We start from the raw sequence: 13,092 nt of genomic DNA, 5'->3' as shown, positions 1-13,092 counted from the left end.
TTCCCTCTCTGGTAAACAGCTCTCAAGTTCAGGTGTCTTTCATCATCAATCAATTTATACTCACATTAAAACACTTCGATTCTAAAAAAGCAACCCATAAACAAAATATTTTATTTCCACTTACCGTTCACAGCATAAGTTCCTTTTTTTAATTCATTTAAAATAACATGAATATTTTCCTTAGGAGCTCCTGTATTTTTTGAAATAACCTCAGTTACCTCTTCCATCATTTTGGTCAGCTGCTCCTGACTTCTTCCTTCAACTAATTCAATATGAACAAATGGCATGTTTTTTCCTCCTTTTGTAAAATTAACTCTTTATTATTATACTACGACTTCTATCAATTGTCGCAACACTTTTTAGTTGATCGGATTTCCCTTTAGTTCTGCTAACATCCCACCTACCCATAAAGATTACTTTTGTCAGTTTTTGTGCTATACTTGTATGCTGTTATCAGCAAGGAGGAACCACCCATGAACACACGACAAGAAGAACAAACACACCTGCAGCAAACTGTTGCACTAATCGATCGAGAAAAACAATTACTAGAAAAACAAAAACAAAAAAATCAAACTCAATTTCATGAAAACCTACAAGAAAATGCCGGTCAACGAATCCAATCCGGCTCTTTTGAAGCGCTGGCTGATACAATGGCTGAAACGCGACAGCATGAACATGACTTAATGGTTCGCTACCAAACTTTAGCGGCACAAGAGAAAAGACAAAAAGTTTTACTATTAATGAAGGGAAACCCTTATTTTGCCCGGATTGATTTTGAAGAAGACCAAGGTGTTGAAACGTTATATCTAGGCATCGCCTCATTACGAGATTCATCAGAAGAAACCGTCATTATCGACTGGCGAGCTCCCATTGCTAATCTTTACTATGAAGGAGAGCTAGGTGCTACTTCATATGAAGCTTATGACACGACCGTTGCTATCAATCTGTTGCTGAAACGGCAATTTAAGATTCGTGACGGACAGATTCTTTCAATGGTGGATACATCTGAAGCGATTAACGATGATTTTCTTTTAGAAATTCTAGATGAAGCTTCATCTAATCACATGAAAAACATTGTTGCGACGATTCAAAAGGCTCAAAACCAAATTATTCGCGACACCCATAGCAAATTACTAGTAGTAGAAGGGATTGCCGGAAGTGGTAAGACTTCTGCTCTATTGCAACGTGTTGCTTATATTTTGTATCGAAACCGGAACTGGTTAGATAATGAACAGGTCCTTCTGTTCTCGCCAAATCATATTTTCTCAGACTATATTTCAACGGTCTTACCTTCTTTAGGAGAAAGTGGTATACCTACAGAAACATTCAAAAGCTTCTTGACTAAGCTATTGCCGCTTTATCAAATCCACACGGAAGATAGTCATGAAGAAGTCTTTTTATCTGGACAAGATGATCGCGTTTTACGAGCAAAAAGCAGCTGGTTAATTGTAGAAGCCCTGAATCGTTATTGCGAAAAAATAACACCATTTGGACCTTTATTCCGTGATTTAATCTTGGAAGGAAAACCTTTAATCAAGAAAGAACAAATTCGTGCCTGGTATCAAGAAGCCAATCCTGGTTTACCGATGTATCAACGGATGCAGCTTTTACAGACCAAGTTGTTCAAGAAACTTGCCGGCTTAGAAAAAGATGAAATGAAAAAAGAGTGGGTAAAAAATGCTGCCGAGGAGTTGCTACAGCAAGCCTATACAGATAATCCTGACCTAGAAGATTCTGAACAAATTGAACGAAGAATGCGTCGGCAATTCCGGCAAAAGGTCGTTCGTAAAAAAATGCGACCAATCAAACGGAAGATTACCCGTTTTACTTTTATCAACTATAGCAAACAGTACATGCATTTTTTGCAAACCATTTCTACCGATTTGCTGGAACGCTATCATTTAACTAGCTCTGATTGGCAAGAGATGCTGGTGAGTTTACGAAAAGATTTCCAACAAAGAGATTTAAGTTTAGAAGACGGAACTTTAATGTTCTTACTGATGAAGTCGATGTATCCTTTGCATGTTCAGCAAAAAGCTCGTTTTATCTTTATTGATGAGATGCAGGATTTCTCACCTGCACAGGTTGCCCTGTTAAAACAGCTATATCCCAATGCAACTTACACTTTTTCAGGGGATTTGAATCAGAAAGTTTTTGGAAATGAAAGTATGGTAGAGTCATTGGAAGCAATCTTCCCAGAACAGTTAATTACGCATCATCAGTTAACTACTAGTTACCGTTCAACTGAAGAGATTACTCACTTTGCGAATCAATTCTTAACTCAAGAAAATAGGGTTCAGCTAACTGCACGTGTCGGTGATCGTCCAACCATTTCCTATGCATTAGACAAAGAAACTATGATGACACACCTCATGAACGAGCTGGCAGAAACGGCAGAAAAAGCCAAATACTGGCGGACAGCAATTATCGGTAAAACCGTTGAAGACTGTGAAGCGTTATATCAACAGCTTTCAACAGAACAACAAGAACAGATTCAACTATTGACTGATGAAGAAGATTTCATGCGCAAATCGCTAATCATTATTCCAACTTATTTAGCTAAAGGATTAGAATTTGACCGCGTTTACGGTTGGAACATATCGCCGGTTAATTATCACACAGAGCAAGATAAATTAATTTTGTATACACTGTGTACCCGTGCAATGCATGAATTGAACTTACTAACAATCGGACAAAAAAGCCCGTTATTGGAACAAATTCCTGAAGAACTTTACCAAGTAAAACACATTTAGTTTGTTAAACGAGGTTGTGACAGAAGTGTTCAGCTTCGAGAAATAAGCCGAATAATCCGAAAATAGCTGCTCATATTTTTGCGATTAGTTGGCTTATTGCCGAAAGGGCTGCTTCAGTTACACCGATTATACAATTTCCAGTGGCTGTGACATTCTTTTGCCACAGCCGCATTTATGTACCTTTTTTGCATTAGATAAAAAATAGGACTTTAGTCTATATAAAATCTTAAGAAAAACCTATATAATATCTTTTAAAGGGGGATTTTATATGGACGGTTGGATACTTGCGGCCCTTATACTAGTCGGGATTATTGTCATTTTATTTGTATGTGGTGCGTATACCGTTTATTATCGCGAATTGGAGATTAAAAACCGCTTTTGGCGGGCGCTTGTCTCTGGCGTTTTAGTCGTGATGGAAGTCTTTCTCAGCCTGATTCAACAATAAATCCAAAAACGCGCTGTGCTAGGCACAACGCGTTTTTTTAATCTTCAAATTCTACGTTATGATAAACTTGTTGAACATCTTCTAAATCTTCCAACACATCAATCATTTTTTCAAATTTCTCTAAATCATCGCCACTTAAGGTTACTTCATTTTGTGCAATCATTTGCATTTCAGCTACAGAGAAATCGGTGATTCCTTTGGCTTTTAATGCTTCTTGAATGCTGTTGAAGTCTTCCGGTTCGCCATAAACAATGACTTGGCCTTCTTCATCCACTACATCTCGTACATCGATATCTTGCTCCATCAAGTATTCCAAGATTTCGTCGGCATCCTCACCAGCAAATCCAAACAAAGCAGTATTATCAAACATGTAAGATACAGCACCGGAGACACCCATGTTGCCACCATTTTTTCCAAAGGCAGCTCGTACATCAGCAGCTGTACGATTTACATTATTAGTCAAAGCATCTACGATAACCATTGAGCCATTTGGTCCAAAACCTTCGTAACGCAGCTCTTGGTAATTTTCGTCTCCTGAGCCTTTTGCTTTTTCAATCGCACGATCAATAATATGTTTTGGCACATTGTAAGTTTTTGCCCGTTCAATGACAAAACGCAGCTTTTGGTTCGCGTGTGGATCTGGATCTCCTGATTTTGCAGCAGCATAAATCTCAATCCCAAATTTTGCATAAACTCGGCTGTTGTTTGCATCTTTTGCAGTTTTCTTCGCAACGATGTTTGCCCATTTACGACCCATAATTTCACTTCACTTTCGTTATTTTCATACTTTCCCATTATACCCACAAGTCTCAGGTTTTGAAAGTCTTTTTTTACACACGAATCGGTGTACGTCCTATATTTTGTTCGATTGGATGAATCAGCTGATAAAGCTGATCTGCTCGATAGGTTAAGAAATGCTGCTCTTTTTCTGTTTGACCCATTTTAGCTGCGATAGGCAAGGTGAATTCTTTCTTGTTTTGTCTCAGATACGCTTGTCCTTGCTGGGTAAAACCTAAAACATGCAGCATACTGTATTTTTGCTCTTTTTGAATTTCTTCAGGTTGGACCTGCAATAATAAGTAGGTAAGTAAACGTTGTATTCGAGTCCCTGTATAACGCTTCGTTTTTACTTTCAACAAATAGTCAACAAATGTTTCTGCTTGAGTATTTTTCAAACGATGCTCAATACCTTCCCTCATTTGATAGATAGTTTTCATTTGTTCTGGTGTGCTGATGGTCAATTGATAATTTAAGTATACCCAAAAATCCTCCCACGAGATAGCTTGCTTCATTTGCTTGCTTGTTTCCTCAGGAACAAAAGCAGTAATGTCCTGTCCGTCCAAAAAAGCTTGACGAATACCTGTTGCACTCGCAAATTTTTCTTCCACTATTTCAGTGTCATGATAGCCTTGATCTTTTCTTACTAGCGGATAAATCTCCATCGGTTTTTCGTATTTTGCATTTTCTTTTGCATAACTCAAACCTAAAATATGGTTGGGCGGAAATTCTTGAATCGATGGGAATATCTGACGAACTGCTTCGGCCATTTTTTCCGGATAGCTCATACCAATTGGCAACGTTTGAAATAAGCAATCGATCTCAACCTCTTTTTGTACAAACATTTCACCATACTTTTGGTAGTCAACGGTTTCTTGGGTGTCAGTACCAAAACAAAAAGCATCACAATTTAGTGCCTGCAATAGCTTGATACCACCCTTGGCAAAATAATCCGCTGATTGTACAGCCCATGAAAAAGGCAGCTCAATGACCAAATCAACGCCATTGCTTAACGCAGCCTCAGTCCGCATCCATTTATCCATAATAGCCGGTTCGCCTCGTTGTAAAAAATTTCCGCTCATAACAGCAATCACTACATCTGCATTACTTAATTCCCGAGCCATTTCTGCATGATATCGGTGCCCGTTGTGAAATGGATTGTACTCTACGATTATGCCACAACTGCGCATATAGTTTCCTCCTTCCAAAAAAGTGGCTGTGACATAAAACGTCACAGCCACTGAAAAACGCATAATCGGTGTAACTGAAGCAGCACTTTCGGAAATTAGCCGAATAATCGCCTTATTTCTCGGAGCTGATCGCTTCTGTCACAACCTCACTTATGACAAACAAAAAACCAACGCTTGCTTGTTTCATTTGGTGTTTTATCTTCAAAATCGGCATAAGCTTCACATTGAAAGCCAACTTTTTTCAACATACGAACATAGGTTTCCAGAGGATACGTTCTTTCTTGATGCAATTCATCAATTCGTTCAAAGCATTCGCCCTCTTTAACAAAAAATGTTAAAAAGTGCTCAATACTATGAGGAACTTCACCCGTATAGCTGTCCCAAAGAAAAGCAAAATCTTCTGTTTGGTCATGGAAACTGTAGTCCGGAAACAGCTTGTCCATTTGGTATAGTGAATGAACATCAAAGATAAAGATGCCCTCTTCTTCTAATAGATTGTACACTCCTTGAAAAACTTGTTGGACTTGTTCTTCATTTTTCATATAGCATAGGGAATCTGAAAAACAGGTCACTGCTTGGTAGGAGCCGATATCTGTTAAATCCAACATATCACCTACAACAAACTGAATATCAGCCTCTTCACGAATTGCACGATTTTGTGCCAGCATCAGCATTTCTTCAGATAAATCCAATCCAGTAACCGAAAAACCAGCTTTAGCAAACTCTACCGCCAAAGCCCCTGTTCCACAGGCGAGTTCCAGTATATTAAGATTATTCGCAGGAAGATGACGCAGGGAAAAATTCAACCATTTTTGATAAAGGCTATCATCCATCACTTCATCGTAAACCAGCGCAAAAGTTTCGTAAGCCATTAGTCTAACCAAGCCTCGATATTCACTAGTGGTGCATCTGACCAAAGTTTTTCTAAATTATAAAATTCACGTTCAGAATGGCTGAAGACATGAACAATTACATCGCCTAAATCAATCAGCACCCATTTACCGCCATCTTTTCCTTCAACACGTTTAACCGTTACTTGGTTCTTTGATTCTTCTTCCATAATCGCTTCAACAACTGCATTAATTTGACGGTCAGAATTAGCTGAACAGATCAAAAAGTAATCTGCCAATAACGAAACTTCTGAAACATTCAATGCGACGATGTCTACTGCACGTTTTGAATCCGCTGCTTTTACAGCAATTTCTAACATTTGTTTACTATCTATGATAATTCTCCTCCTTAACGTATACCAGCTACCCAGCGATTATACGTCTCAATCGTTTTTGGGTAAACTAATTGTTCCTCTTCAATTAAATGACTTAATGTATGCTTCGTTTCAAATGCCACTGCTTCATCTAAATCACGTAGAGCAAGAGTCCGAGCGTCGTTCACACCTGGAAAATTACGTCCGGGTTCGATATAGTCAGCAACATAGATAATTTTATCTAGTAAGGTCATATCTGATGCGCCAGTTGTATGTAAACGAATTGCATTCAGAATTTCTTCATCTTGAATACCCAATTCACGCTTAACAAAGTCTGCACCAACTAATCCGTGCCAAATTGCATTACCGTATTTCAACAATTCTTTTTTATCTGGATAGTCTCCTTGCTCAATGGCTAATTCAAACTCTTCATCAGAGCGCTCTTTAGCGTAATCATGGGCTAAGGCCGCAATACTAGCTTTTTCTGTTAAAGCCCCATAGCGATCCGCCAAAGCAATCGCCGTTTCTTCAACACCTAGCACATGCTTAAATCTACGTTCACTCATCCGCATTTGAACAGCCTGCATCAAAGCTTCCCGATCCAATTGTGAATAATGTCTGCTATAATTCATCTAAATACAGCCCCTCTTCTTCGATATATTCACGAACTTTCTCCGGTACTAAATAGCGAATCGAGCAGCCTTGTCTTACTTGCTGGCGAATGTAGCTAGAAGACAATTGAATTTGAGGTACATCCACCCAAATGATCGGATACGGACTGTCTATCTCATAACCTGGTCGCTTCACACCAACAAAGTGAACCATATGCACTAACTCATCAATTTTATGCCAAGTGTTTAGATATTCTACCTGATCACCGCCAATAATGAAATAATATTCAGTATCAGGATGCTCAGCAGTTAGCTGCTTAATTGTATCATACGTATAACTTTTTCCTTTTCGCGCTAATTCCACCATGTTAACAGTCAAATGAGGATTGTCTTCAACGGCTAGTTCCACCATTTTTAGCCGATGCTGACTATCAATCGTCTTTTTTTCGTCGATATGGGGAGGTAAATAAGAAGGCAAAAGCTCTACTCGATCAAATCCCAACTTTTGTCCGATTTGTTCTCCAATCATCAAATGTGCTAAATGGATGGGGTTAAAGTTCCCACCTAATAAACCAACTTGCTTTAGCGGTTCTTTTAAATCCATTACTGCAACGACTTCCGGAATCGTTCCTACACTTTGCTGATACAACGTTTGCGCCTCCAATCAGATTGCTTTTACTTCTCGAGATATTTTTTGAAATTTTTCTTTTGTTGATGGTTTGTACAAAACCAATACGCGTCCGATAATTTGGACGATCTCACAATGAATTTCTTTTTCCAACAGATGCGCCACTTCGTCAGCGACTTCATCAGTATTTTGTAATAAGCTTACCTTAATAAGCTCACGTTTTTCTAGTGCTTCACTAATTTGGGTAATCATCGCAGGATTCACACCGTTCTTGCCGATTTGAAAAATTGGTTGTAAATGATGTGCCTCACTTCGTAAATAACGTTTTTGTTTTCCTCTTAATGTCATACTTTTCTCCTTTATACTAACGCTTTGCGTATCAAAACATCTACGCCTTTAGGTGCCCAGCCCGCAATTACTGCTGGCTTAGAAACAGTTACCCAGCCTAATCCAGCAAAGACAATGTCGGTTTTTTCTTTGATTGAAAATTCGAAACGGACTAAGTTCGGAAATTCTGCGACTTCATCCGGCCGAGGTGGTTGCAACAAACCGCCTACATGTTTCTGATAGAATTCATCCGCTTTCTCTAGCTTCGTACGATGAATCATTAAATCATTTGCAACATAGGCAATAAATGAGCTGCGATCTCCTTGAATAAAATCAAAACGAGCCAATCCACCTAAGAACAATGTCTGACCAGCATTTAACTGATAGGCTTTAGGTTTGATTTCTTTGTGAGGAGCAATAATTTTCAAATCTTTTTTCCCTAAATAATGAGCCATTTGATGACGATGAATAATCCCAGGGGTATCAATCAAATAGTGACCATCTTCCAATGGAATTTCAATTTTATCTAAGGTTGTTCCTGGAAATTGCGAAGTAGTAATTAAGTCCTGAACCCCAGCTGTTTGTTTAATAATTTGATTGATCAACGTTGATTTTCCGACATTCGTTACCCCAACTACATAAACATCGCGACCTTCACGATATTCTTCGATTTTTGCTAACAATTCTTGCATTTGAGCTGACTTGCGAGCACTGGTTAATAGTACATCGACTGGTCTTAACCCTTCTTCATGAGCACGTTCTCTCATCCATTGAGTCAATCGATTTTTTTTCAATGATTTTGGTAAAATATCTACTTTATTGCCTACCATTAAAACAGGATTATCACCAATGAAGCGATGTAATCCAGGAATGATTGAGCCATTGAAATCAAAAATATCCACTACATTAACAATTAGCGCATCTTTTTTGCCTAATTCGTTTAATAGACGTAAAAAATCGTCATCAGTTAATGCGACATCTTGTATTTCATTATAGTGACGTAATCGGAAGCAGCGCTGACAGTAGACTTCACCACTTTCCAGCCCTTTTTCTAGCGCTGATTGCGGAGTATAGCCTAGTTCTTTAGGATTTTCCGTTTGAATTTTTGCGCCACAACCAATACAATAAATTTCTTCTTCCATTATAGTCCACTCTTCCATTTCATCTCAGGATGTTTTGCTAGTAAATAACGCATAATCTTTCGTTCAAAGAAGCGATTAATTTGGGTGCTTTTTCCGTCAGTATTGACAATGGGCCGCACTAAAACACTGCGAATACCTGCTGCATTTGCACCACGAATATCAGTCATAATTTGATCACCGATCATAATAACCTCATTGCTTGAGACACCTAATTTTTGCTGGGCACTCTTAATTCCGGCAGAAAAAGGCTTCATTGCTCTAGACACAAAGTCCAGCCGGAACTGCTGCACGGCACGAGCCACACGACTTGCTTTGTTGTTGGAGACAACAACCACTGGAATATTGGCTTCATCCATTACTTTCAGCCAATCCAACAATTCTTTTGTACCATCTGGGTTATCCCAAGCGATCAGGGTATTATCCAAATCTGTCAGCACTGCTTTCACTCCCTGCTTCTGTAATTGTTCAGGGGTAATTTGATAGATGGCATCTACCATCCAGGTCGGTTTATATTTATCTAACATGGCCACTCCTATGTTTTCCATTTTCTACATCTACAAAAGTTGATTATACCGCAAAAACCTTGAAAACTCCACTTTTGACGCCAAAAGAAAACGATTGGGTGAATTCACCCAACCGTTTATAATACTTTTGATAAGAAATCGATCGTTCGTGGATTTTTCGTTTGCTCAAATACGTCTATTGGTGAACCCTCTTCAACAATTACGCCACCATCCATGAAAAGAATTCGATCACCAACTTCTTTGGCAAAACCCATTTCGTGGGTTACAATTGCCATCGTCATTCCTTCTTTAGCCAACTGCTGCATAACCTCCAGCACATCGCCAACCATTTCAGGGTCTAAAGCCGAAGTTGGTTCATCAAACAACATTACATCTGGCTGCATTGCTAAAGCTCTAGCAATCGCGATCCGCTGTTGTTGACCACCAGATAATGATTGTGGGTACGCATCGGCTTTCTCAGAAAGTCCAACTTTTTTCAGCAATTCGTGAGCTACATCTTCAGCTTCTGCTTTGCTCATTTTCTTAACTTTTATTGGTGAAAGAGTAATATTGTCAATGACTGTCATATTGGGAAACAAATTAAATTGTTGAAATACCATTCCCATTTTTTCGCGAGTTTTGAAAATATCGTTTTTCTTGTCCGTGATGTCCGTACCTTCAAACTTAATCATTCCTGAAGTCGGCACCTCTAATAAGTTAATGCAACGTAGCAGTGTACTTTTCCCAGAACCTGAAGGTCCAATAATTACGACGACTTCACCAGGGTTAATTTCAGCTGAGATGTCTTTTAAAACTTCGTTGTCGCCAAATTTTTTATTTAAGTGTTTAATTTGAATTAATGCTTCCTTCATTGCCTTCTCCTCCTATCGTTGATAACCTTTGCCAAGTTTTTTCTCCCATAAGTTTAACAAACGGGAAGTGGTAAATGTCATCACAAGGTATAGAGCTCCAGCAACAAAATATGGTTCTAAAGGAATGAACGAGTTGGAGATGACAATTTGTGATGAACCCATCAACTCATTAATTCCGATAGCTGTTAACAAAGATGAATCTTTGATTAATGTAACAAATTCATTTCCTAAAGGTGGTAAAATATTTCTTAACGCTTGGGGCAATACAACATAACGCATTGTCTGTGCTGGGCGTAACCCTAATGAAAAGGATGCCTCTCTTTGTCCATAGTCAATTGCATTAATTCCCCCACGGATAATTTCCGCAACATACGCACCAGAGTTTAGTGACAAAACGACCATACCAGGAATTAATCGACCAAGGTCAATCGTCAATACCCCTACAGGCAAATCGACTGAAGGAAAGATTCTTTGTAAAAGGATGAAACCAATCGTGATTTGCAGCAACATAGGTGTTCCTCGGAAAACCTCAATATAAATGTTAGCTAACCAAGTCAGCGGCTTGTTCTTAGATAATTTCATTAAGGCCATAATTAGACCGATGATCGTTCCGAACAAGACCGTTACAAATGAAATAATGATTGTAACGCCTGTACCGGAAACAAAATATGGATAATATTGATCTAAAAACGAAAAGTTCACTTTAATGCCCTCTATTCTTCAGTTGCTGATGAACCGGCAAGTTCGTTGTTCGTTTTAACGAATTCTTCAATCTTGCCTTCATCATTCAATTTTTTAATAACTTTGTTGATTTCTTCTTTTAGCTCACTACTACCCTCTTTTTGCAGTGCAATAGCATACGCTTCATCTTCATTTGATTTTAATTCAACATTAGCAATCATCAAATCAGGATTTTGTTGTACATAAGATTCAGCTGTGGTTTCTTCAAGTACTACACCATCTAGTGAACCTTGATTTACTTCGACAATCATGCTTGGCACTTTGTCAATTGAAACTAAGCGAGCAGCAGACAGTTGTTCCTTAATCACATCTTCTTGAATAGAACCTCTTTGTCCTCCTACTTTTTTCCCATCGAAAGCATCAAGGCTGTTAAGTGTACTTTCGTTTGCTTTATTAATAACAATTACTTGTGGTGGATTATAGTAATCATCGGAAAAGTCAAACTGTTCTCTACGTTCTTCAGTTGCAGATAATCCAGCAACAGCGATATCCGTACTACCATCTTTTAGTGTAGCAAGAACGGTGTTATAACTCATGTCAGAAACTTCAAGCTCTACGCCAAGTTCCTTTGCAATTTCATTAACTAAATCAATATCTGCTCCCACAATTTGGTCCTTGCCGTCAACCATTGTGTGAAATTCAAATGGTGCAAAGTCAGCAGAAGTAGCGACTTTTAAAACGCCTGCTTCCTTGATCTTTGCCAGTTGATTTTCTGCTGGTGCATTATTGTCACTTGAGCTGCTGGTATTGTTATCTCCGCCACCACAAGCTGCTAATGTTACTAACGCAAAAAGTGCTACTGCTAAGCCGGTAATTTTTTTCATCCTAGTTCCCCCTAAATTTTCTATTTGACGAATGACATCATTATAGCATGAAATTTCAAAAAATCCAGAATCTTTATGCATATTTATAAAATCGAAGTCTCTTTTTATTCATATACCGCATTTTAAATCATTCTGCTGTATAAAGATTTATTCACTAGCTGAGTTCATTAACTCATTGTTTTTAACAACCATTTCCTCAATCTCGCCGTTTTCTTTCATTTCATTAATCAATTTATCCAATTCTTCTACTAATTTAGGATTACCCTTAGGAACTGCAATAGAGAAAGAATCTTCCTTCATACTTTCTAATTGAATATCAGCAATCATCAAGTCTGGGTTTTGTTCTACGTAAGAATTTGCAACCATCTGTTCAACGACCAGAGCATCTAATGAACCGCTGCTAACTTCGATAAAGATATTTGGCAGTTTTTCAATTGAAACTAATTGAGCACCTGCAAGTTGATTCTTGACAATATTTTCTTGAATCGTTCCTTTTTGCGCCCCAACATTTTTATCAGCTAAACTTTCAATCGAATTAAGTGTTTCTGCATTATTTTTGTTAATTACGATTACTTGCGGTGATGTATAATAATCTGTGGTAAAGTCAAAGCTTTCTTCACGCTCATCGGTCACAGAAATTGCGGACACTGCGATATCAGCTTGGCCTTCTTTAGTTGTTGCCAAAACATTATTAAAGCTCATATCCATTAATTCTACTTCTACACCCATCTCTTCAGCGATTGCATTAACTAAATCAATATCTGCGCCGACAATTTTATCCTTGCCGTCGATTGTTGTATGAAATCCGAATGGTGCATAATCTGGAGAAGTTGCTACTTTGATGACACCTGCCTCCTTGATAGCATCGTATTTATCTTCTTCACTTGCGTTTCCACAACCTGCTATTGTTAATACTGCAATTCCTAATACACCCAATAATAATCTCTTTTTCATTTTTGTTTCCTCCTAATTTCAATTCTTAATTGAAATTAGTATAGCATATTTTTACACAAAGTCGAGCTTTTTATGTATATTTATTTAGATAAAAAGTATATTTAGGCATAAAAAAACAGCA

At 38.2% G+C, this 13,092-nt stretch carries 16 protein-coding genes; 2 read left to right on the top strand and 14 right to left on the bottom strand.

The features are described from left to right. Window positions 1-110: 110 nt before the first annotated feature. A complete protein-coding gene (locus IGI42_RS16435) occupies window positions 111-287 on the bottom strand; it encodes a 2-hydroxymuconate tautomerase (protein WP_438716952.1) in 177 nt (58 codons plus the stop codon). A gap of 186 nt (window positions 288-473) precedes the next feature. Between IGI42_RS16435 and helD the strand changes: the two genes are divergently transcribed. Both helD and IGI42_RS16425 read left to right on the top strand, forming a co-directional pair. Then, on the top strand, window positions 474-2,753 hold the full coding sequence (gene helD / locus IGI42_RS16430; RefSeq protein ID WP_438716951.1) for an RNA polymerase recycling motor HelD: 2,280 nt from the start codon (window positions 474-476) through the stop codon (window positions 2,751-2,753). Window positions 2,754-3,021: 268 nt separating this feature from the next. Then, entirely contained in the window at window positions 3,022-3,198 is a 177-nt protein-coding gene (locus IGI42_RS16425; protein WP_438716950.1) for a hypothetical protein, read from the top strand. 37 nt (window positions 3,199-3,235) lie between these two features. Here the strand turns inward: IGI42_RS16425 and IGI42_RS16420 are convergent, their stop codons facing one another. From IGI42_RS16420 to IGI42_RS16360, 13 genes are all read right to left on the bottom strand, one after another. Next, the gene (locus IGI42_RS16420; protein ID WP_438716948.1) at window positions 3,236-3,955 is read right to left on the bottom strand and encodes a YebC/PmpR family DNA-binding transcriptional regulator; all 720 of its coding nucleotides are present in this window, start codon (window positions 3,953-3,955) and stop codon (window positions 3,236-3,238) included. A gap of 73 nt (window positions 3,956-4,028) precedes the next feature. Beyond that, window positions 4,029-5,165, bottom strand: coding sequence for a nucleotidyltransferase (locus tag IGI42_RS16415; protein WP_438716947.1), 1,137 nt, complete (start codon window positions 5,163-5,165; stop codon window positions 4,029-4,031). A gap of 146 nt (window positions 5,166-5,311) precedes the next feature. Next, a complete protein-coding gene (locus IGI42_RS16410; protein WP_438716946.1) occupies window positions 5,312-6,037 on the bottom strand; it encodes a class I SAM-dependent DNA methyltransferase in 726 nt (241 codons plus the stop codon). Beyond that, window positions 6,037-6,375: a ribosome silencing factor gene (gene rsfS / locus IGI42_RS16405; protein WP_438716945.1), complete on the bottom strand. Its 339-nt coding sequence runs from the start codon at window positions 6,373-6,375 to the stop codon at window positions 6,037-6,039. The genes IGI42_RS16410 and rsfS overlap by 1 nt, the downstream gene beginning before the upstream one ends. Window positions 6,376-6,404: 29 nt before the next feature. After that, the gene (gene yqeK, locus IGI42_RS16400; protein ID WP_438716944.1) at window positions 6,405-7,001 is read right to left on the bottom strand and encodes a bis(5'-nucleosyl)-tetraphosphatase (symmetrical) YqeK; all 597 of its coding nucleotides are present in this window, start codon (window positions 6,999-7,001) and stop codon (window positions 6,405-6,407) included. After that, the gene (locus tag IGI42_RS16395; protein ID WP_438717066.1) at window positions 6,991-7,584 is read right to left on the bottom strand and encodes a nicotinate-nucleotide adenylyltransferase; all 594 of its coding nucleotides are present in this window, start codon (window positions 7,582-7,584) and stop codon (window positions 6,991-6,993) included. Before IGI42_RS16395 ends, yqeK begins: the two co-directional genes overlap by 11 nt. A gap of 60 nt (window positions 7,585-7,644) precedes the next feature. After that, window positions 7,645-7,956 (bottom strand): ribosome assembly RNA-binding protein YhbY, encoded by a 312-nt coding sequence (gene yhbY, locus IGI42_RS16390; RefSeq protein WP_438716942.1) that lies wholly within the window; start codon window positions 7,954-7,956, stop codon window positions 7,645-7,647. Between the two features lie 11 nt (window positions 7,957-7,967). Beyond that, window positions 7,968-9,077 carry a ribosome biogenesis GTPase YqeH gene (yqeH, locus tag IGI42_RS16385; RefSeq protein WP_438716941.1) on the bottom strand — a complete coding sequence of 370 codons (1,110 nt, stop codon included), beginning with the start codon at window positions 9,075-9,077 and terminating at the stop codon, window positions 7,968-7,970. After that, window positions 9,077-9,601 carry a YqeG family HAD IIIA-type phosphatase gene (locus tag IGI42_RS16380; protein ID WP_438716940.1) on the bottom strand — a complete coding sequence of 175 codons (525 nt, stop codon included), beginning with the start codon at window positions 9,599-9,601 and terminating at the stop codon, window positions 9,077-9,079. Before IGI42_RS16380 ends, yqeH begins: the two co-directional genes overlap by 1 nt. 116 nt (window positions 9,602-9,717) lie before the next feature. Further along, window positions 9,718-10,452, bottom strand: a complete 735-nt coding sequence (locus IGI42_RS16375; protein ID WP_438716938.1) for an amino acid ABC transporter ATP-binding protein — start codon at window positions 10,450-10,452, stop codon at window positions 9,718-9,720. Window positions 10,453-10,464: 12 nt separating this feature from the next. Further along, window positions 10,465-11,154, bottom strand: a complete 690-nt coding sequence (locus tag IGI42_RS16370; RefSeq protein WP_438716937.1) for an amino acid ABC transporter permease — start codon at window positions 11,152-11,154, stop codon at window positions 10,465-10,467. A gap of 11 nt (window positions 11,155-11,165) precedes the next feature. Further along, the gene (locus IGI42_RS16365) at window positions 11,166-12,017 is read right to left on the bottom strand and encodes a transporter substrate-binding domain-containing protein (RefSeq protein ID WP_438716936.1); all 852 of its coding nucleotides are present in this window, start codon (window positions 12,015-12,017) and stop codon (window positions 11,166-11,168) included. Between the two features lie 147 nt (window positions 12,018-12,164). After that, entirely contained in the window at window positions 12,165-12,971 is an 807-nt protein-coding gene (locus IGI42_RS16360; protein WP_438716935.1) for a transporter substrate-binding domain-containing protein, read from the bottom strand. Between the last annotated feature and the right edge of the window lie 121 nt (window positions 12,972-13,092).

It is taken from the genome of Enterococcus sp. AZ109 (assembly GCF_051714625.1).
In the GTDB taxonomy this organism is placed as follows: domain Bacteria; phylum Bacillota; class Bacilli; order Lactobacillales; family Enterococcaceae; genus Enterococcus_A.
This window is presented reverse-complemented; position numbering and strand designations above follow the sequence as displayed.

Coding starts and splice junctions, on each gene's coding strand:
- IGI42_RS16435 (WP_438716952.1), bottom strand. CDS start 287: ATGCCATTTGTTCATATTGAATTAGTTGAAGGAAGAAGTCAGGAGCAG.
- helD (WP_438716951.1), top strand. CDS start 474: ATGAACACACGACAAGAAGAACAAACACACCTGCAGCAAACTGTTGCA.
- IGI42_RS16425 (WP_438716950.1), top strand. CDS start 3,022: ATGGACGGTTGGATACTTGCGGCCCTTATACTAGTCGGGATTATTGTC.
- IGI42_RS16420 (WP_438716948.1), bottom strand. CDS start 3,955: ATGGGTCGTAAATGGGCAAACATCGTTGCGAAGAAAACTGCAAAAGAT.
- IGI42_RS16415 (WP_438716947.1), bottom strand. CDS start 5,165: ATGCGCAGTTGTGGCATAATCGTAGAGTACAATCCATTTCACAACGGG.
- IGI42_RS16410 (WP_438716946.1), bottom strand. CDS start 6,037: ATGGCTTACGAAACTTTTGCGCTGGTTTACGATGAAGTGATGGATGAT.
- rsfS (WP_438716945.1), bottom strand. CDS start 6,375: ATGTTAGAAATTGCTGTAAAAGCAGCGGATTCAAAACGTGCAGTAGAC.
- yqeK (WP_438716944.1), bottom strand. CDS start 7,001: ATGAATTATAGCAGACATTATTCACAATTGGATCGGGAAGCTTTGATG.
- IGI42_RS16395 (WP_438717066.1), bottom strand. CDS start 7,584: ATGGATTTAAAAGAACCGCTAAAGCAAGTTGGTTTATTAGGTGGGAAC.
- yhbY (WP_438716942.1), bottom strand. CDS start 7,956: ATGACATTAAGAGGAAAACAAAAACGTTATTTACGAAGTGAGGCACAT.
- yqeH (WP_438716941.1), bottom strand. CDS start 9,077: ATGGAAGAAGAAATTTATTGTATTGGTTGTGGCGCAAAAATTCAAACG.
- IGI42_RS16380 (WP_438716940.1), bottom strand. CDS start 9,601: ATGTTAGATAAATATAAACCGACCTGGATGGTAGATGCCATCTATCAA.
- IGI42_RS16375 (WP_438716938.1), bottom strand. CDS start 10,452: ATGAAGGAAGCATTAATTCAAATTAAACACTTAAATAAAAAATTTGGC.
- IGI42_RS16365 (WP_438716936.1), bottom strand. CDS start 12,017: ATGAAAAAAATTACCGGCTTAGCAGTAGCACTTTTTGCGTTAGTAACA.
- IGI42_RS16360 (WP_438716935.1), bottom strand. CDS start 12,971: ATGAAAAAGAGATTATTATTGGGTGTATTAGGAATTGCAGTATTAACA.